The organism is Haloarcula sp. H-GB4, assembly GCF_030848575.1.
In the GTDB taxonomy this organism is placed as follows: domain Archaea; phylum Halobacteriota; class Halobacteria; order Halobacteriales; family Haloarculaceae; genus Haloarcula.
Genome location: NZ_JAVDDX010000001.1, coordinates 877,847 through 895,766, shown reverse-complemented (window position 1 = coordinate 895,766; position 17,920 = coordinate 877,847). Strand labels below are relative to the sequence as shown.

Genomic DNA, 17,920 nt, shown 5'->3' with positions numbered 1-17,920 from the left:
CGAACGAGAGAATTATACGGTCGGCTTCCGCATCGCCGGTATGGAACTGTTCGGGACCGCGGGGATCCGCGGTGATGTCGTATCGAAGGTGACGCCGGACCTCGCGCTGCGCGTTGGACAGGCGACTGGCCGAGACGGCGAGACGTTCGTGCTAGGGTACGACGGTCGCGTGACCTCGCCAGCCCTCGCTGACGCGATGGCCGCGGGACTGCAAAGCGCCGGCGCGCGAGTCGTCAGAATCGGCCGCGTGCCGACGCCGACGCTGGCGTACGCTTCGCAAGGTCGACGCGGTGTGATGATTACCGCGAGCCACAACCCGCCGACGGACAATGGCATCAAGGTATTCGCCGATGGCACCGAGTACGGCGACGACGACGAGACGCGCATCGAAGGGCGAATTGAGGACGGCTCGACACCGACGGCCTGGCGCGACTGGGGCGACACAGAATCGGTCGATTACCTCGACGAGTATCGAGGCGCTGTCGCCGACTACGCCGAGTCGCTTGGTGGCGACCCAGCAGGGCTCACGGTGGCAGTCGACTGCGGGAACGGGATGGCCAGCGTGGCGACGCCACAGGTCCTCCGGGAACTGGGTGCCGACGTACTCGCGACGGAGGCGAACGTCGACGGGACCTTCCCCGGCCGCGAGAGCAAGCCGACGCCGGAGACACTGGCCGATTTCCGCGAGTTCGTCGCCGAGTCCGACGCCGACTTCGGGTTCGGCCACGACGGCGACGCCGACCGTATCGTCGTCGTCGACGCCGACGGTGATGTCATCCACGAGGACACGATACTCGCGATGCTGGCCGAACACTACACGCGTGCCACGGACGTTTCGGACCCCGTCGTCGTGACGACGCCCAACGCCTCCGGCCGCATCGACGAACGGGTCGAAGCCGCTGGCGGCCGCGTCGAACGCATCCACCTCGGCTCGCTCCACGTCGGTATCGCCGACGTTCGCGCGGACGCGACCGACGAAACCGAGGTCGTCTTCGCCGCAGAACCATGGAAACACATCCACACCGCCTTCGGTGGCTGGATCGACGGCGTTGCCAGTGCGGCCGTGCTGACGCGCCTGTTCGCCAAGGAGAGTGTGGGTGACAGGCGGGCCGTCATCTCCGAGCGGCCCTATGAGAAGGTAAGTGTGGAGTGCCCCGACGACGCCAAAGCCGAGACGATGGAGCGACTGGAATCCGACCTGCCGGATGCGTTCCCCGAAGCCGATGTCTCGACCGAGTACGGCGTCCGGCTCTCTTTCGATGACGGGTCGTGGACGCTCGTCCGGCCGAGCGGCACCGAGCCGTACGTCCGGGTTTACGCAGAGAGTGACGATATCGACGCGCTGGTTGCGGACACCACACAGGCAGTCCGTGACGCCGTCACGGCTGTCAGTGCCGCCGACGCCTGACGCCTGAGCACCGACTGCTACCGAGACCGATAGAATTTCTACACGGCCCTTCGACGCCCAGTGCATGGAGGACCTCCTCGACGCAGCGAGAGACGCCATTGACGAGGCGTACGCGCCGTACTCGGAGTACACGGTCGGCGCGGCGCTCGAAACGAGTGATGGCAGCGTCTACACCGGTTGTAACATCGAAAACGCCAACTACAGCAACAGCTTGCACGCCGAGGAAGTGGCCATCGGTGCGGCTGTTAGCGACGGGCACCGGTCGTTCGAGCGCGTCGCTGTCACCTCTGGCAAGCGTGACGGCGTCACCCCCTGTGGGATGTGCCGCCAGACGTTCAGCGAGTTCTGTGACGAGTCGTTCGAGATCATCACCGACGGCGACGAGCCGACGGTGTACGAACTCGGGGAGCTCCTGCCGACGACAATCACCAGCGACCACCTCGACAAATGACAAGCGACAGTGAAGACCCGAACGATGACGTACAGTACCATCTGGAAGTAAGCGATGACGACGTGGCCGACAGCGTCCTGCTGCCGGGGAACCCCGAGCGGGTCGAAAAGGTCGTCGACTACTGGGACGACCACGACATCGTCGCCGAACACCGTGAGTACCGCACGGCGACGGGCACCCACGACGGGACACCCATCTCCGTGACCTCGACGGGTATTGGTGGCCCATCAGCCGCTATCGCGCTTGAAGAACTGGCCCGCGTCGGCGCTGACTCCTTTATCCGGGTCGGCTCCTGTGGGGCTATCCAGGAGGAAGCCAGCATCGGCGACCTCGTCATCACGACTGGCGCGGTGCGACAGGAAGGGACCAGCAAGGAGTACGTCCGCGAGGATTACCCCGCCAGCGCCGACCACCGGATTGTTTCGGCGCTCGTCGCCGCCGCCGAGGAACTCGGCTACGACTACCACCTCGGCGTCACCTGCTCGACGGACAGTTTCTACGCCGGGCAGTCACGCCCCGGGTTCAAGGACTTCGAAGCCAGCGGCAGCGACGAACGCATCGCGGCGCTCCAGGAAGCCGGCGTCCTCAACTTCGAGATGGAGGCGGCAACGATTCTCACGCTCGCGAACCTGTACGGCCTGCGGGCTGGTGCTGTCTGCACGGTGTACGCTAACCGCGTTACCGGCGAGTTCCGCACCGAAGGAGAGCGCAAAGCAGCCAAGTGTGCCAGCCTTGCTGTGTCGTATCTGGCGGAGATGGACACCGCTGTCGAGGAAGCCGATGCCGACGGCTGGCACGCCGGTCTGTCTGTCGACCGCTAGGCTTCTCGACACCCGATAGCCGCGAGCGGCCGCTGCTGCAGTAGTAGAAGTAGTGCGGCAGCGGATGCTGTGCAGTCGCGGCGCAGTAGGAGACAGCATACCGCGCGCCGTTGGCGAGCGGTTTCACTTCTCGCGACCAGCGGGAGCGAGAAGGTCGTTTTTAGCGTAGATTTTTGCGAACCCGCTCCCCGCAGCGCCGGAGGCGCGAGGAGAGGGGATGAAGTAAAAAGGTACTACATATCGGGCCAGGCCTTGGCGGCCCGGCCGACACCGGTCATGTCGTTGATCCAGCGGGCGGCAATAGCTTTCTTCAGCAGTTTCGCGGGCATCCCGCCGAAGGTTTCGATAGGCACATTCACCACGTCGTGGGCGACAGCCTTCTCGCCGACCGAAACGACCGTACCCTTGTCCTTGTGGGTCCAGGTCTTCAGTGGCTGCTCTCGCACGGCGCGTGCAAGGTTCTCGCCCGCGACTTCCGCGGCTTGCCAAGCGGCCTGGGCGGTCGGCGGAGCGGGCTGGTCGCCCGGCTGGTCGATCAGTGCCGAGTCGCCGATCGCGAAGACGTGTTCGTCCTCGGTCTGGAAGTTCCCTTCCGCGTGGACGCGGTGGTTGCGCTCGTCCTTGTCTAGATCGACCTCTTGCATGCAATCGCGCCCGGTGATGCCGCCCGTCCAGACCAGCACGTCGTAGTCCAGTTCGTCCTCGTCGCCGATATAGACCGTCTCCTCGTCGACTTCGCCGATGAACTCCCCGCACTTGATGTTCACGTCAGCGGCTTCCAGACGCTTGCGCAGGGCACCCTGGAGTTCAGGGTCGCTGTTTGGCAAGACTTGGTCGAGACCTTCGACAAGGTGGATGTCGATGGGCGCGTTGTGTTCGTCACGGAATTCGGCAACCTCGCCGGCGGTCTGGATGCCGGAGAGGCCAGCACCGCCGATGACGACCTGCGCTGGGTCGTTCGTGGACGCTTCGCGGGCGGCTTGTTGGATCTTGTCGTGGATGTCGAGGGCGTCGTCGAGACTCTTGAGCGTCAGGGCATACTCTTCGAGCCCTTCGATACCGAAGAAGGCCGTCTGGGAACCCAGCCCCACGAGGAGGTAGTCGTACTCGACGGTGTCGGAATCGGCGAGGTCTACTTCCTGGGCGTCGGTGTCGATACCAACGACCTCGTCCTGAATGAATGCGGTCGAGGGCTGTTTGATTTCGTGGACGGGGATGGCGATATTCTCCTGCACGCTCGGGTCCCGGATGCAACGATGGGACTCGTGTAGGACCAGATGATAGTCTGTCTCAGAAATCCAGGTGACATCAACGTCCGTCTGACCGTCTAGCTCGTCCTCGAAACTCTTTATTGCCCCTGCGCCGGCATACCCCGAACCGAGCACGACCACGTTCTCCGTCATATCGGAGACTCCGCAACCGACTGATACAAACCCTTTGAAATCCCTCTCAGCGGGGGAACAATTCCTAAGCAATACTCATCGTCAGGGCGGTACGATGCGGCCCCGATGACCGCAGAAAAACAATTCAAAAGACCAGTGAGGCGTATTAGTGCTCCGGCTCGCCCGCCGGTGCCCGCATATCGTCGATAGCGAGGATGAGTTTGTTGTTGGTGTCGTCCTTGCCCTCAAGAGTCCCGATAATCTGGAGCTTCGACAGCGGTGTCGGCCCAACTGTCACCGAGTCACCTTCGTGGAATTCGGACATCGTGCCCTGGAGCTGAATCTCTGCGCGGCACTCCTCGGGGTGGTGGACGCTGGTCAGGTCGATCTCCTCGACGTTCGAGTGTTCGACAAGTTCGCCGTTGTGGCGTAGCGGGACCTCCGCGGCTTGGTCCATGTCCTGAATCTGGAGCGCATCGTAGGCGTTGGCGGTGGGCTTGTACCCACCTTTGGGCCCGGGGACGCCCTCGACGAGCTGCAGGGCTTTGAGGCTCTGCATCTGGTTTCGAATCGTGCCGGGGTTCCGGTCGACTTTCTCGGCAATGTCCTCGCCTTTCACAGCGCTTTCACTTTCCCGATAGAGATTTACCAGTTCCTGCAGAATGTTCTTTTGACTGGGTGTCAGTTCGATAGATGACATAATGCCCTGTTCGGTACAGCCGTCCTTAAATGCGACGGTAAACCCTCTGGAACCGTCTTAGAATCGCGGAAAACGTTAGTACTTTATTCCGGCGCTGACCTGACACAGATATGGAAAATCAGCGCGTTCTGGTAACTGGCGGTGGGGGGTTCATCGGGGCAAACCTCGCGAACAAACTGGCCGAGAACAACGATGTCGTCGCCCTAGATGACGGCTACCTCGGCACGCCGGAAAACGTATCAGAAGACGTAGAGTATGTCGAACAGAGCGTCCTCGACGACGACCTGCCGACCGACGTAGACGTCGTGTTCCACCTCGCAGCGCTCTCCTCCTATGCGATGCACGAGGACAACCCGACCCACGGCGCTCGCGTGAACGTCGAGGGGTTCGTCAACACCGTCGAGCAGGCCCGGGACGACGGCTGTGATACCATCGTCTACGCCTCGACGTCCTCCATCTACGGCAGTCGGACCGAGCCCTCGCCAGAAGACATGGACGTGACGGTCAACACCGGCTACGAGGCCTCGAAGATGGCCCGGGAGACGTACGCCGAGTACTTCCAGAACCACTACGACCTCACGCTGGCCGGGATGCGCTTCTTCTCGGTGTATCAGGGCTACGGTGGCGCGGAGGAACACAAGGGCGAGTACGCGAACGTTATCGCACAGTTCGCCGACGACTTGGCCAGCGGCAACGCACCGAAACTGTACGGTGACGGCGAACAGACTCGCGATTTCACCCACGTCGACGACATCGTCCGCGGACTTGTCCTGGCCGCCGAACACGAACTGAACGACGTGTACAACCTCGGTACCGGCGAGGCCTACGACTTCAACACCGTCGTCGAGATGCTGAACGACGAACTTGAAACGGACATCGAGCCGGAGTACGTGGAGAATCCGATTCCCGAGGACGTGTACGTCCACGACACCTGTGCCGATTTCTCGAAGATGCACGAGGCGACGGGCTGGGAACCGGAGACCAGCTTCGAAGAAGGCATCGAGCTGGTCTGTGCGCCGTATACGTAGGGAACCGGTGACGGTCGTCGTCCCAACGCTGGGTCTTTATTCGCCGCCCGTGGAGGCGATAGTATGGAACAACAGGTTCGCGTGCTCGGCGTGCCGATGGACCTCGGTGCCGACCGGCGCGGTGTCGACATGGGACCATCAGCGATACGGTACGGCGGCCTCGCCGACCAGTTGTCGGATATCGGTATCGACTGCATCGACGGCGGCGACATCGCTGTGCCACGACCGGAGGAGCGCGACCCCGATGCTGGCGGGCTGGACAGTGGGCGCGCGAAGTTCTTCAGGGAGACGAAAGAAGTCTGCGAGGACGTGACGACGGCGGTCGATGCGACCCTCCGAGAGGGACGATTCCCGCTCGTTCTGGGCGGCGATCACTCTATCGGCGTCGGGACCATCGCCGGCGCGGCCCGCGAGGACGAAGAGCTGGGCGTTATCTGGTTCGACGCCCACGGCGATTTCAACACACCCGAGACGACACCCAGCGGGAACATCCACGGGATGTCGCTGGCGGCTGTCCTCGGTCTCGGAGTGTTCTCGGATCACGAATGGGCGCACACGCCAGCGGTGAGTGAGGAAAACGTCGTCATCGTTGGTCTTCGAGACGTGGACGATGGCGAACGCCGGCTGATCGAAAACAGCGATATCACGGCATACACGATGTCGGATATCGACGCCCGGAGCGCGCCAGAGGTTGTCGACGAGGCGCTTGATATCGCGACTGACGGGACGGACGGAATACACGTCTCGCTCGACCTCGACTGGCTCGACCCGACGGAGGCCCCCGGCGTCGGGACGCCGGTCCGGGGCGGCGTCTCCTACCGCGAAGCCCACATTGCGATGGAGTACGTCGCCGAACATCACGACCAACTGCGCTCGATGGAACTGGTCGAGGTGAACCCGATTCTCGACGAGCACAACCGCACTGCCGAACTGGCCTGTGAACTCGTCGCCAGTGCCTTCGGCAAGCGCGTGCTGTAGCTATCCGAACCCTTCGTACTGCATCTCGGAGTCGGGGACCCCGACGCTCCGGGCGGCCCGGACCAGCGTCGACACCATCGCGCTGATGCCGCACGCGTACAGTTCGACGTTCGTCGGGTCGATGCGGGCGTCGACGCCCGACTGGGGTGGCTGTTCCTGGACGGCGTCGAACCGTGCCGGCAGGTCCGCGCCGGCCAGCGCGTTCCGTGCCACGTGTCTGACGAACACCGACTGGACGTAGTCGGTCGCGCCGTCCCAGTCGGTTAGCAGCGGTTCGCGCGTAAGCGTGGGGACGAAGTGGAAATGGTCGTACTTGGCGTCGAGTCGCCGGAAGTGGACCCGGTGAGGCAGGTCGTCCGCCCAACCACAGCCGAGGAACAGCCAGATGTCGCGGGGCTCGCCGTCGACCACGTCCCGCCCCTGTTCGAGCGTGTAATCGATCATGCTCTTGAACGGTGCGACGCCGGTCCCCGTCGCCAGGAAGACCATGTCACGGCTTGACGGCGGGTCCAGTACCATGTCGCCGTTCGGCCCGCGAACGACGACTGGCTCACCCACGTCCACGCGTTCAAACAGCCTGCTGGTCAGTTTCCCGCCGGGGACCAGTCGGATGCAGAACTCTAGTTCGTCCTCACTGGGGGAATTCGCCAGCGAGTACGCTCGTGGCGTGTTCCGGAGCCTGAGCGTGACATCCTGGCCAGGTGCAAAATCCAAGTCCACGTCGGGTTTGACACGCAGTCGCAACAGCGATGGATAGGGACGGTCGAAGCGCTCGGCCAGTGTCTCGATCTGCGCGAGTCGCCGTTCCGATGCCCCTGCGTCACGAACGCGGTCAAGCAACGCCGACCACCGAATTGTCGACCCGTTCCGGGCGGCCGCCACCCACGACCGGTCCCCAACGGGTGCGATCTGGTCACGGACCGCCGCTAGCACCTCGTTGTTACGGTTGCGATCCATCGGTTCGACGAGCGTCACCCGTGCGTTCTCGGTGACCAGCGGCAACTGTGCCGCCCGGTCGTGCTGTGAGAGATGCCGGGGCAGGTCCATGGGCGGGGTACGTCGTCGATACGGGTATGTCTATGCCACGGACATGGCAACCAGATGGAAAAGATCGCTCGTGGCTACTGGTCGGTCTTTGCCGGGACGACCGTTACGCTCGCCACGCGGTCGTCGTCTTCGAGTCCCATAATCGTCACACCCTTGGTGTTCCGGCCGACCTGCGACACGTCGCCGGCGCGGATGCGCATGATCTGGCCCTGTTCGGACATGATGACCAGATGGTCCTCGTCGGTGACCGCCTTGGCCGTCGACACGCGACCGTTGCGGTCGTCGGTTTTGATGTCAATGAGTCCCTTGCCGTAGCGGGACTGGGTGCGGTACTCGTCGAGTTTGGTCCGCTTCCCGAAGCCGTGTTCCGTGACGGTCAGCAGCGACCGGGGGTCGTCGTCGTCGGTGGCAACCATCCCTGCAACCTTGTCGTCGCCCTGCAGTTTGATGCCGTTGACGCCGCGTGCGGAACGACCCATCTCGCTGACTTCGCTCTCGCTGAAGCGGATGGTCATGCCGGCCTCCGTGGCGATGACGAGGTCGCCAGTGCCGTTGGTGACGTCCACGTCGATGAGTTCGTCGCCGTCTTCGAGCTTGGCGGCGATAATACCCGTCGAGAGGATGTTCTCGAACTCCGAACAGCAGGTCCGCTTGACATAGCCGTTCCGGGTCACCATCGTGATGCACTCGTCGTCGCCGAACTCGTCGGTCGAGACGACGGCGGTCAGTTCCTCGCCGTCGTCTAAGTCGATGAGGTTGATGGCGGACTTGCCCCGTGCGGTGCGGGACATTTCCGGGATCTCGTAGGTCTTGAGCCGGTAGACCTGTCCCTGATTGGTGAAACAGAGCAGGTAGTCGTGGCTGTTGGCCCGGAATACCTTCGAGACGCGGTCGTTCTCCTTGGGGTCAGCGCCGATTATCCCCTTGCCGCCGCGGTTCTGGGGATCAAAGTTCTCGACCGGCATCCGCTTGATGTAGTCGTCCTCGGTGATGACGACGACGCAGTCTTCTTCGGGGATGAGGTCCTCGTGAGTGACCTGCCCCTCGTCCTCGATGATGCTCGTCCGGCGGTCGTCGTCGTACTCGTCTTTGACTTCCTGGAGTTCGTCGGCGATGACGCCATCGAGCTTCTTGCGGCTGTTGAGGACGGATTCGAGGTAGTCAATCGTGTCCTGTACGTCCTCGTACTCGTCTTTGATTTCGGCCGCTTCCATCGAGGTGAGCGAGCCAAGTTGCATCCTGACGATATGGGCGGCCTGATCCTCCGAGAACTCGAAGGACTCCTGCAGCCCAGTGCGAGCGGCGTCGCGGTCCTCGCTGTTACGGATGAGTTCGACCACGTCCTCGACGTTCTCGAGTGCCTTCAACCGGCCTTCGAGGATATGAGCACGGTCCTCGGCCTCGGCGAGGTCGTACTCTGAGCGCCGGCGGACGACCTCGCGACGGTGATCGATGTAGTGCTGGAGGCTCTCTTTCAGCGAGAGGACCTTCGGCTGGCCATCGACCAGCGCGAGGTTGATGACGCCGAACGTGGATTCGAGGTGGTGGTCGAGCAGCCGATTTTCGACTACGTCGACGTTCGCCCCGCGCTTGAGTTCGATGACGATACGGACGCCGTTGCGGTCGGACTCGTCGCGGAGGTCCGAGATGCCCTCGATTTTCCCCTCGTTCACGTCGTCAGCAATGCGTTCGACGACGCGGGCCTTGTTCTCTTGGTAGGGAAGTTCACTGATGATGATGCGACCCTCCTCCGGGTCGACCTCGTACTCCGCGCGGACCCGTAAGCGGCCGCGGCCAGTCGCATACGCCGAGTAGATGGCGTCGCGGCCGACGATGTTGCCGCCGGTCGGGAAATCCGGCCCCTTGACGTGTTCCATCAGGTCCTCGACGGTACACTCGGGATTCTCCAGCAGGTGGACCGTCGCGTCGACCAGTTCGCCGAGGTTGTGCGGCGGGATGTTGGTCGACATGCCGACAGCAATTCCGGAAGACCCGTTCAACAGAAGATTCGGGACCTTCGACGGCAACACGTCGGGTTCCTGCAGGCGGTCGTCGTAGTTGCTGGAGAAATCAACGGTGTCCTTCTCGATGTCTTCGAGCAGTTCCTCGGCGATGGGGGCCATCCGCGCCTCCGTGTACCGCATGGCAGCCGCCGGATCGCCATCCATCGAACCGAAGTTCCCCTGCCCGTCGATCAGCGGATACCGCATCGAGAAGTCCTGTGCCATCCGAACAAGCGTGTCGTAGATGGCCGAGTCGCCGTGTGGGTGGTAGTCACCCATCGTGTCGCCAACGATCGAGGAGGACTTCCGATGAGCGGTGTTCGAGGAGACGCCCATCTCGTGCATCGCATAGAGGATGCGCCGGTGAACAGGTTTGAGACCGTCCCGAACGTCTGGGAGCGCCCGTCCCGCAATGACCGACATCGCATAGTCGATGTAGGACTGCTCCATCTCGTCCTCGATGCGGACGTGCTTGATCTGCTCTGCCGGGGCGTTCGCATCGTCTGTGATGTCGGAACTCATATGTCGACCCACTCCGCTTCAGGCGAGTGTTCCTTGATGAATTCCTTGCGCGGTTCGACAGCGTCGCCCATCAGGATGTTGAACATTTTGTCCGCGGCCGCGGCGTCCTCGATGGTAATCTGCTTGAGAATCCGGTTGTCAGGGTTCATTGTCGTCTCCCAGAGCTGATCGGGGTTCATCTCACCGAGGCCCTTGAACCGCTGAACCTGAGTGGGGTTCCCGTTACACTTCTCTTCGATGATTTTGTCGCGCTCCGCGTCCGTCATCGCGTCGTAGGTGTCTCCACGGTAGCGAATCCGGTACAGCGGCGGCTGGGAGGCGTAGACGTAGCCCGCTTCCAGCAGCGGCTTCATGTGCCGGTAGAACAGCGTCAACAGGAGTGTCCGGATGTGTGCACCGTCGACGTCTGCGTCCGTCATCAGGATGATCTTCTCGTACCGCAGGTCCTCGATGTCGAATTCGTCACCGATACCGGTCCCGAGTGCAGTGATGAGGTTCCGTATCTCGTTGTTCTCTAGAATCCGATCCAGCCGATGTTTCTCGACGTTCAGAATCTTCCCTTTAATCGGGAGGATCGCCTGGAAATCCGGGTTGCGGCCCTGTTTGGCGCTGCCGCCCGCGGAGTCACCCTCGGCGATGAACAGTTCGGCTTCCTCGGGGTCCCGCGTCTGGCAGTCAGCCAGCTTTCCGGGCAGTGCGGTCGAGTCGAGTGCCGACTTCCGCCGAGTGAGCTCCTCGGCCTTCTGTGCAGCCTTCCGTGCTTTCGCGGCTTCGACAGCTTTTCCGACGATGGCCTCGGCCGTATCGGGGTTCTCCTCGAAGAAGGTCGCCAGCCCGTCGTGCATCGCCGATTCGACGATGCCACGGACCTCGCTGTTACCGAGTTTCGTCTTGGTCTGACCCTCGAACTGCGGGTCGGGATGTTTGATAGAAATGACGGCCGTCAGCCCTTCGCGGATGTCGTCGCCTTTGAGTGTATCGTCCAGATCTTTCAGCAGATTATTGTCGGTCGCATAATCGTTGATGACCCGTGTAAGTGATGTCTTGAATCCTGTGAGGTGTGTCCCGCCCTCGCGTGTGTTGATGTTATTGGCGAAAGCATGGATCGAGCCCTGCAGATCATCGGTCCCCTGCATGGCGATTTCGACTTGAACTGGCCCCTCCGCGATTTCCTCCTTGTCCTCGAAGTAGATGATATCCCGGTGGAGCGGGTCCTTGGTTTCGTTCAGGTATTCGACGAACTCACGGATGCCGCCGTCGTAGGCGAACGTCTCCGTGTCGCCGTCGCGCTCATCGTGGATAGAGATGGCAACACCGGAGTTGAGGAAGGCGAGTTCGCGCAGTCGAGACGAGAGTGTCGAGAACTTGAATTCGCCGGTTTCGAATATCTCGTCATCGGGCCAGAAGCGGACCGTTGTGCCCGTCTCTTCGTCGGGTTCGAGGTCACGGACCTCCTTCAGGTCGTACTCCGGCTTGCCGTGGTCGAAGCGCTGCTTCCAGAGCGCGCCGTCGCGCCTGACTTCGACTTCGAGCCACTTCGAGAGCGCGTTGACCACACTCACCCCGACCCCGTGGAGTCCGCCAGAAACCTGGTAGGACTTGTTGTCGAATTTCCCGCCGGCGTGGAGAATCGTCATCACGACCTCAACGGCCGGGCGGCCATGCTCTTCGTGGGTATCGACGGGGATTCCCCGTCCATCGTCGCTGACAGAGACGGAGCCGTCGTCGTGAATCGTTACGTCGATGTTGTCACAGTAGCCGGCGAGCGCCTCGTCGATCGCGTTGTCGACCACCTCATAGACAAGATGGTGGAGGCCACGAGCGTCCGTTGACCCGATATACATCGCGGGTCGCTTCTGGACGGCTTCCAGCCCTTCGAGGGTCTGGATCGACTTTGCGCCGTACTCATCAGACTCTCCTGACATAGGAACTTACCCGTCCTAATAGAGGGGGACGTATAAAGCTCCCGCACGCGCGCGGGAGTGCGATTTCGGGGGCAGCGTTCACTTTCACTCTGGTGGCGATTACCTTTTAAGCCCGACGCGGGTACGTACCGCACGACAATGACCTCGTATCAGTCGCGACTCGGCGAGGGCGAAGGGATCGCCGAGGAGTTGGCCGAATCCCAGCGGGCCATCTCCATCGCCGAGTTCTTCGAGAAGAACAAGCACATGCTGGGCTTCGACTCGGAGGCCCGGGCGCTCGTCACGGCCGTCAAGGAGGCCGTCGACAACGCGCTTGACGCCTGCGAGGAGGCCGGTATTCTCCCCGATATCTACGTCGAGATTCAGGAGTCCGGCGACTACTACAAGCTAGTCGTCGAGGACAACGGCCCCGGGATTACGAAGGAACAGGCGCCGAAAATCTTCGGGAAGCTCCTGTATGGCTCCCGGTTCCACGCCAGAGAGCAGAACCGCGGACAGCAGGGGATCGGGATTTCCGCGGCTGTACTCTACTCTCAGCTGACTTCGGGCAAGCCCGCAAAGATAACGTCCCGGCCGAAGGGGCAGGACGAGGCGCAGTACTTCGAACTCATCGTCGACACGGACACCAATGAACCCGAAATCAGCGTCGACGAGACGACGACGTGGGAGCGCCCCCACGGGACGCGAATCGAACTGGAAATGGAGGCCAACATGCGGGCCCGGTCGACGCTGCGGGACTACATTCAGGACACCGCTGTTGTCAATCCCCACGCCCGCGTTGAGTTCGACGAACCGGGGCTAGACGAGTCCCTGAAGTTCGAGCGGGCCGAGCGCGCGGAACTCCCGGACGAGACAGAAGAGATCCGCCCGCACCCCCACGGCGTCGAACTGGGGACACTCCTGAAGATGCTCGAAGCCACCGATTCGTACTCCGTGTCTGGCTTCATGCAAGAGGAGTTCACCCGCGTCGGCGGGAAGACGGCCGACAGCGTCATCGCGAACTTCAACGACCGCCACTATGGCCGCGGCATGGCCTGGCAGCCGCCGAAGGTCAACGAGGACGCCGACATCGAGAGCGCTGTCGAGGATGCCGTGGCGAACAAGGGTGCTGAGACTACTGCGACGTTCGCCGCCGCCGTCTCCGATGCTATCCACGACCGCGACCGGGTCGCGTACCACGAGGTCGAATCCATCGTCGATTCGGCGGCCGAAGACGCCGAAGCGGACGGCGACACGACGTTCGGTGCGACAGTTCGAAAAAACGCCGTCGAAGCCGCCTGGGATGCCGTCAGCGATACTCTATCGAGCGACCTCTACGCCCTCGTTGATGAAGTGACAACGAAACGTAAGGACGACGCCGCAATCGAGGGGCTGGCGAGCCGACTGGCCGACAAGTTCGACGACGACGGCCGCCACCGGCTAACCCGCGACGAACTCCGTGACTACATCGACCGCGCAGCCGACATGACCGAGGAGCAAGATGACGCCACCTTCGGTGAGACGGCCCGCGAGAACGTCTTCGAAGCGCTCTGGATGGCCGCTGAGGGTGTCCCGGAGGAGCCGCCAAAGGTCTCCGATATCGCCGACGACCGCGATACCGCGAGTGAACTTCTGTCGGCGATGCGCGAGACGGACATTATCGCACCGCCGACGGACTGTCTCTCCCCCATCAGCGCGGAACTGGTCGAGGAAGGACTTCGGAAGGAGTTCGACGCGGACTTTTATGCCGCCTCGACGCGGGATGCGTCGGTCCACGGCGGCGACCCGTTCATCGTCGAGGCGGGTATCGCCTACGGCGGTGAACTCGAAAGCGAGGGAACCGTCGACGTGATGCGGTTCGCCAACCGCGTACCGCTGGTATACCAGCGCGGGGCCTGTGCGACGACTGACGTTGTGAAGTCCATCCGCTGGCGCAACTACAATCTTGACCAGCCCGGCGGCTCCGGCATCCCGAAGGGACCGGCCGTCATCATGGTTCACGTCGCCTCGACAAACGTGCCCTTCACCAGCGAGTCCAAGGACGCCATCGCCAACGTCCCCGAGATGGAAGACGAGATCGAACTCGCCATCCGGGAGGCCGCTCGCGAACTCAAGAGCTACTTGAACAAGCGCCGCTCGATGCAACAGCGCCGCGAGAAGCAGGACAAGCTCGCGACCATCCTGCCGGAGATGGCCGATAAGCTCACCGAAGTCACCGACAACGACGAGCTGCACATCGACGACTCGCTGGCCCGTATCATGAACAACGTCCTCGTCGAGCGCGAGGTTGAGGACGACACGGTCCGGGTCCGCATCGAGAACAACGACGACACGAACGCGGACGTGGAACTGACCGACATCGTCACCGCCGAACCACAGGTCACCAACGGCGCATCGGTCGTCGAAATGGACGGCGAGTGGTTCGTCAAGTGGTCTCCGACAGTGGCAGCCGGCGAGACCGCTGTCCTTGAATACAGCGTGACCGACGAGGCCGAGTTCACCGTCTCGGTCGACGGTATCGAAGAGGAGAAACTCACGGTGAACGCCTGATATGAGCACCGACTCAGACACCACACCCGACACCGAGGAAGCGCGCGAGCAACTCATCGACCTCGCGGCGGACTTCTACGACCAGTTCGCCGACGGCGAGGTCCCGACAATGACTATCCCGACCCGGACCAAGTCCAACATCGTCTTCGACGAGGACGAGCAGGTCTGGGTGTACGGTGACCGGAACTCCACCCGGTCGGCAAAGACGATATCCGGGGCCGAGAAGATTCTGAAGGCCGTCTACACCATCGATTTCCTCTCCCAGCAACTGGAGGAAGACCGCTCATCGACCCTGCGTGAACTGTACTACCTCTCTGAGTCCTGGGACCTCGACGAGGCCCAGTTCAACACGCAAGATGAGTCGAACAACCTCATCGAGGATCTGGAAATCGTCTCCGATGTCAAGCGTGAGGACTTCCACATGCGCCCGGAAGAATCCGGAGCGAAGGTAATGGGGCCACTGCTCCTCCGCGAGCAGACCAACCGCGGGGACCGCGAAATCCACTGTCAGGACGACGTGGGGCAGGGCGGCTACCAGATCCCGAACAACCCCGACACCATCGAGTTCCTCGACAACGACGCGAAGTTCGTCCTCTGCGTAGAGACCGGTGGCATGCGCGACCGACTCGTCGAGAACGGCTTCGACGACGAGTACGACGCGCTGGTCGTCCACCTCGGCGGTCAGCCAGCGCGGGCGACCCGACGGCTCATCAAGCGCCTCCACGACGAACTCGACCTCCCGGTTACGGTGTTCACTGACGGTGACCCGTGGTCGTACCGCATCTTCGGGTCGGTCTCCTATGGCTCTATCAAGAGCGCGCATCTCTCGGAGTATCTGGCGACGCCCGAAGCGCAGTTCATCGGCATCCGCCCGGAGGACATCGTCGAGTACGAACTGCCGACGGACCCGCTGGCGGACTCCGATGTCAACGCTTTAGAGAGCGAACTGGAGGACCCGCGCTTCCAGACCGATTTCTGGGAGGAGCAGATCGAACTCCAGCTCGACATCAACAAGAAGGCCGAGCAGCAGGCGCTCGCGTCTCGGGGGCTCGACTTCGTGACGGAGACGTACCTGCCCGAACGGCTGGACGAGATGGGCGTGCTGTAGACGCGGCATCGGCGGACGGCTTTCCGGCTATTCTAGCGCGTACACAGTGTCTTCTGCAGCGACGTACGCCCATTGTTTCCCGAAAGACAGGTCGGTCAGCTCGCGTTCAACATCGAACGCCCACTGTTTCGTCTCAGCGTTCATATCGAGCGCAAACTTGAACCGATTCCGTGGATCGCCGTACGCCCATGAGTCCACGTACAGTGTATCAGACACGACTGCCGCCGGCACTACCCCTTTAACATTCGTCTCCGGCCTCCACGTCCAGTCCAGTTCGCCGGTACTACTGTCGTGACCGCGAACCACGTCGCCACCCGTATAGAGAGTCCCGTTCTGAACCGGGGCCTGTTGGACGTACCCAGACTGGTCCGTTCGCCACCGTTGCTCGCCAGTCGTCGGGTCGAGCGCGGCGACGTGTGTCCCACCAACGTAGAGCGTCCCGTCGTGGAGCGTCGTCGATGCGATGGACCCTTCTCCGTGGGTCCAGAGCGTCTCGCCAGTGTCGGCGGCCACACCGAGTAGCGTGCCGTGGGTCTCGTCCACATCAGCGGCGTAACAGAGGGTGCCGTCGGTGGCAACCATCGTCTGGAAGTAGTAATCCGAAACGTCAGTGGCCCACCGTTGCTCACCGGTCTCAGTGTCGTACGCGTAGAATCGGCCGCGCGAGGCCACGTATATCGTCCCGTTATCCAAAACTGCCCCGTATTGGTCACCGACTTCGCCGGACCATTGTACCGACCCATCAGAAACAGCGAGCGCGTAGAGCGTTCGCCCCTGCTTCGACGGGGCGTCGGTGTTCGTCCCGACGTACACCATATCCTCGGTCGCGCCAAGCAGCTCCAGCCACCACTCTCCGGGAGCGAACGTCCACTGCTTCGAACCAGTTTCGGTGTCGAGTGCGACGACGATGTGATCCTTGTACAGCCCCTCTTTCCCGCTTACGACGAATACGCTGTTCCCGACGCGTATCGGCTGCGAGCGGATGCCATCGCTCGCGTCGTACGACCACTGCTGGCTCCCGCCTGCAGTTGCGAGCGATTTGACGGTTCCCGACTTTGTGCCGACGTAGACGCTGTCGTCCGTACTGGCTGGTTGGGCCGTGACTTTAGATTCAAGCGACTGCTGCCAGGCGACAAACGATTCCGTTTCCTTGCTCTGTGTGGGGGTGGCAGTCTCAGTCTTTGATTCCGTCATTGCCTCGGTTTCTGTCGGTGTTGTCTCTCTAGACTCGTTCGAACCGAGGCAGCCAGCGGTTGCCAGTCCGAGGGTCGCGGCACAGCCACGAAGGTATCGCCGACGAGAGGAGGGCATTGACAATCTAACTCCAGTCGCTCGGTAAGTACTTTCTGTCGAGTGAAATCAGTGCAGTCGGAGGCGTATGATCGATCCACTATCTGAGTAGCAGCGAACCCGATTGTGTTTGGCCTGATTCTGCGTGGCGACGAATCAATCGTGATTGGCCGACTGCTTCTGGGGCGGTAGTTTAAGCAAAGAACGGACAGATCGCTGGAAAGAGTTCCGTATCTGCTTCCCGACGGGCGTAAACACCAGCGTCGCAGCGAGACAGATCGAACTGAACTGGAGCACAGCCGTGGCCCACGGTGTAGAGGGCGGAACGAAGAGAAAGATGGTGCCGAAAAGCAGGACTATGTTGATGACCTGTTCAGTAACGAAATACCCGAAACTGGCCGCGAGTGAGGGTTGAAAGCCGGCTATCCAGAACAGCACGACGACGACCGTTCCGAACAGCAAGCCTGTCCCCATTGTCGATAGCGGAAGTTCGACCTGAATCGCATCAGCCACCGTAGCGCCGAGAGACCAGAGGGACGACCCAGTGAGGACCCAGACTAGCAGTAGGTGCCCAAATGAGGGCGCTCGATCAGTCGAGGACCGTGCCTCTCCTGCTCGTTTGCTGGAGCGCTCCATCACAGTCGTGTTCCTATGAGCGATTTAATACTGTTTTGACTGACAGGTGAAGTTGGGTGCCCGTCGTCTCAGGTCACGTGGTCTGGCTGTTG

General features: G+C 62.0%; 14 protein-coding genes. 7 read left to right on the top strand and 7 right to left on the bottom strand.

The window, feature by feature from the left end:
• Positions 1–40 precede the first annotated feature (40 nt).
• The 3 genes from RBH20_RS04750 (at position 41) to RBH20_RS04740 (ending at position 2,680) form a co-directional block, all read left to right on the top strand.
• The gene (locus RBH20_RS04750; RefSeq protein ID WP_306706058.1) at positions 41–1,408 is read left to right on the top strand and encodes a phosphopentomutase/phosphoglucosamine mutase; all 1,368 of its coding nucleotides are present in this window, start codon (positions 41–43) and stop codon (positions 1,406–1,408) included.
• Between the two features lie 64 nt (positions 1,409–1,472).
• Complete coding sequence (gene cdd, locus RBH20_RS04745; protein WP_004962275.1) at positions 1,473–1,859, top strand: cytidine deaminase; 387 nt, start codon at positions 1,473–1,475, stop codon at positions 1,857–1,859.
• Entirely contained in the window at positions 1,856–2,680 is an 825-nt protein-coding gene (locus RBH20_RS04740) for a nucleoside phosphorylase (protein WP_306706053.1), read from the top strand. The genes cdd and RBH20_RS04740 overlap by 4 nt, the downstream gene beginning before the upstream one ends.
• Before the next feature lie 233 nt (positions 2,681–2,913).
• Here RBH20_RS04740 and RBH20_RS04735 read toward each other — a convergent pair whose 3' ends face one another.
• Both RBH20_RS04735 and RBH20_RS04730 read right to left on the bottom strand, forming a co-directional pair.
• Complete coding sequence (locus RBH20_RS04735) at positions 2,914–4,083, bottom strand: NAD(P)/FAD-dependent oxidoreductase (RefSeq protein ID WP_306706051.1); 1,170 nt, start codon at positions 4,081–4,083, stop codon at positions 2,914–2,916.
• 145 nt (positions 4,084–4,228) lie between these two features.
• Positions 4,229–4,762 carry an Rrf2 family transcriptional regulator gene (locus RBH20_RS04730; protein ID WP_004515710.1) on the bottom strand — a complete coding sequence of 178 codons (534 nt, stop codon included), beginning with the start codon at positions 4,760–4,762 and terminating at the stop codon, positions 4,229–4,231.
• A 110-nt stretch (positions 4,763–4,872) separates the two neighbouring features.
• Here RBH20_RS04730 and RBH20_RS04725 point away from each other — a divergent pair, with 110 nt between their 5' ends.
• Complete coding sequence (locus RBH20_RS04725) at positions 4,873–5,790, top strand: NAD-dependent epimerase/dehydratase family protein (RefSeq protein WP_306706048.1); 918 nt, start codon at positions 4,873–4,875, stop codon at positions 5,788–5,790.
• 63 nt (positions 5,791–5,853) lie between these two features.
• Entirely contained in the window at positions 5,854–6,768 is a 915-nt protein-coding gene (gene rocF, locus RBH20_RS04720; RefSeq protein WP_306706046.1) for an arginase, read from the top strand.
• On the opposite strand, the gene RBH20_RS04715 is transcribed toward rocF, so the two are convergent.
• From RBH20_RS04715 to gyrB, 3 genes are all read right to left on the bottom strand, one after another.
• Complete coding sequence (locus RBH20_RS04715) at positions 6,769–7,815, bottom strand: FAD-binding oxidoreductase (protein WP_306706044.1); 1,047 nt, start codon at positions 7,813–7,815, stop codon at positions 6,769–6,771. It abuts the gene before it with no gap.
• Positions 7,816–7,889: 74 nt separating this feature from the next.
• Positions 7,890–10,340 carry a DNA gyrase subunit A gene (gene gyrA / locus RBH20_RS04710; protein ID WP_306706042.1) on the bottom strand — a complete coding sequence of 817 codons (2,451 nt, stop codon included), beginning with the start codon at positions 10,338–10,340 and terminating at the stop codon, positions 7,890–7,892.
• Positions 10,337–12,265 carry a DNA topoisomerase (ATP-hydrolyzing) subunit B gene (gene gyrB, locus RBH20_RS04705; RefSeq protein ID WP_306706040.1) on the bottom strand — a complete coding sequence of 643 codons (1,929 nt, stop codon included), beginning with the start codon at positions 12,263–12,265 and terminating at the stop codon, positions 10,337–10,339. The genes gyrA and gyrB overlap by 4 nt, the downstream gene beginning before the upstream one ends.
• 138 nt (positions 12,266–12,403) lie before the next feature.
• Between gyrB and RBH20_RS04700 the strand changes: the two genes are divergently transcribed.
• Complete coding sequence (locus RBH20_RS04700) at positions 12,404–14,794, top strand: DNA topoisomerase VI subunit B (protein WP_306706038.1); 2,391 nt, start codon at positions 12,404–12,406, stop codon at positions 14,792–14,794.
• A gap of 1 nt (position 14,795) precedes the next feature.
• A complete protein-coding gene (locus RBH20_RS04695; RefSeq protein ID WP_306706036.1) occupies positions 14,796–15,902 on the top strand; it encodes a DNA topoisomerase IV subunit A in 1,107 nt (368 codons plus the stop codon).
• Between the two features lie 27 nt (positions 15,903–15,929).
• On the opposite strand, the gene RBH20_RS04690 is transcribed toward RBH20_RS04695, so the two are convergent.
• Both RBH20_RS04690 and RBH20_RS04685 read right to left on the bottom strand, forming a co-directional pair.
• A complete protein-coding gene (locus RBH20_RS04690) occupies positions 15,930–17,213 on the bottom strand; it encodes a PQQ-like beta-propeller repeat protein (RefSeq protein WP_306706034.1) in 1,284 nt (427 codons plus the stop codon).
• Between the two features lie 135 nt (positions 17,214–17,348).
• Positions 17,349–17,828: a hypothetical protein gene (locus RBH20_RS04685; protein WP_306706032.1), complete on the bottom strand. Its 480-nt coding sequence runs from the start codon at positions 17,826–17,828 to the stop codon at positions 17,349–17,351.
• Between the last annotated feature and the right edge of the window lie 92 nt (positions 17,829–17,920).

Excerpts from the sequence above, each read along its gene's own strand:
- RBH20_RS04740 (WP_306706053.1), top strand. The coding sequence starts at position 1,856 with ATGACAAGCGACAGTGAAGACCCGAACGATGACGTACAGTACCATCTG.
- RBH20_RS04725 (WP_306706048.1), top strand. The coding sequence starts at position 4,873 with ATGGAAAATCAGCGCGTTCTGGTAACTGGCGGTGGGGGGTTCATCGGG.
- cdd (WP_004962275.1), top strand. The coding sequence starts at position 1,473 with ATGGAGGACCTCCTCGACGCAGCGAGAGACGCCATTGACGAGGCGTAC.
- RBH20_RS04685 (WP_306706032.1), bottom strand. The coding sequence starts at position 17,828 with ATGGAGCGCTCCAGCAAACGAGCAGGAGAGGCACGGTCCTCGACTGAT.
- gyrA (WP_306706042.1), bottom strand. The coding sequence starts at position 10,340 with ATGAGTTCCGACATCACAGACGATGCGAACGCCCCGGCAGAGCAGATC.
- rocF (WP_306706046.1), top strand. The coding sequence starts at position 5,854 with ATGGAACAACAGGTTCGCGTGCTCGGCGTGCCGATGGACCTCGGTGCC.
- RBH20_RS04730 (WP_004515710.1), bottom strand. The coding sequence starts at position 4,762 with ATGTCATCTATCGAACTGACACCCAGTCAAAAGAACATTCTGCAGGAA.
- RBH20_RS04695 (WP_306706036.1), top strand. The coding sequence starts at position 14,796 with ATGAGCACCGACTCAGACACCACACCCGACACCGAGGAAGCGCGCGAG.
- gyrB (WP_306706040.1), bottom strand. The coding sequence starts at position 12,265 with ATGTCAGGAGAGTCTGATGAGTACGGCGCAAAGTCGATCCAGACCCTC.
- RBH20_RS04735 (WP_306706051.1), bottom strand. The coding sequence starts at position 4,083 with ATGACGGAGAACGTGGTCGTGCTCGGTTCGGGGTATGCCGGCGCAGGG.
- RBH20_RS04700 (WP_306706038.1), top strand. The coding sequence starts at position 12,404 with ATGACCTCGTATCAGTCGCGACTCGGCGAGGGCGAAGGGATCGCCGAG.
- RBH20_RS04715 (WP_306706044.1), bottom strand. The coding sequence starts at position 7,815 with ATGGACCTGCCCCGGCATCTCTCACAGCACGACCGGGCGGCACAGTTG.
- RBH20_RS04690 (WP_306706034.1), bottom strand. The coding sequence starts at position 17,213 with ATGCCCTCCTCTCGTCGGCGATACCTTCGTGGCTGTGCCGCGACCCTC.
- RBH20_RS04750 (WP_306706058.1), top strand. The coding sequence starts at position 41 with ATGGAACTGTTCGGGACCGCGGGGATCCGCGGTGATGTCGTATCGAAG.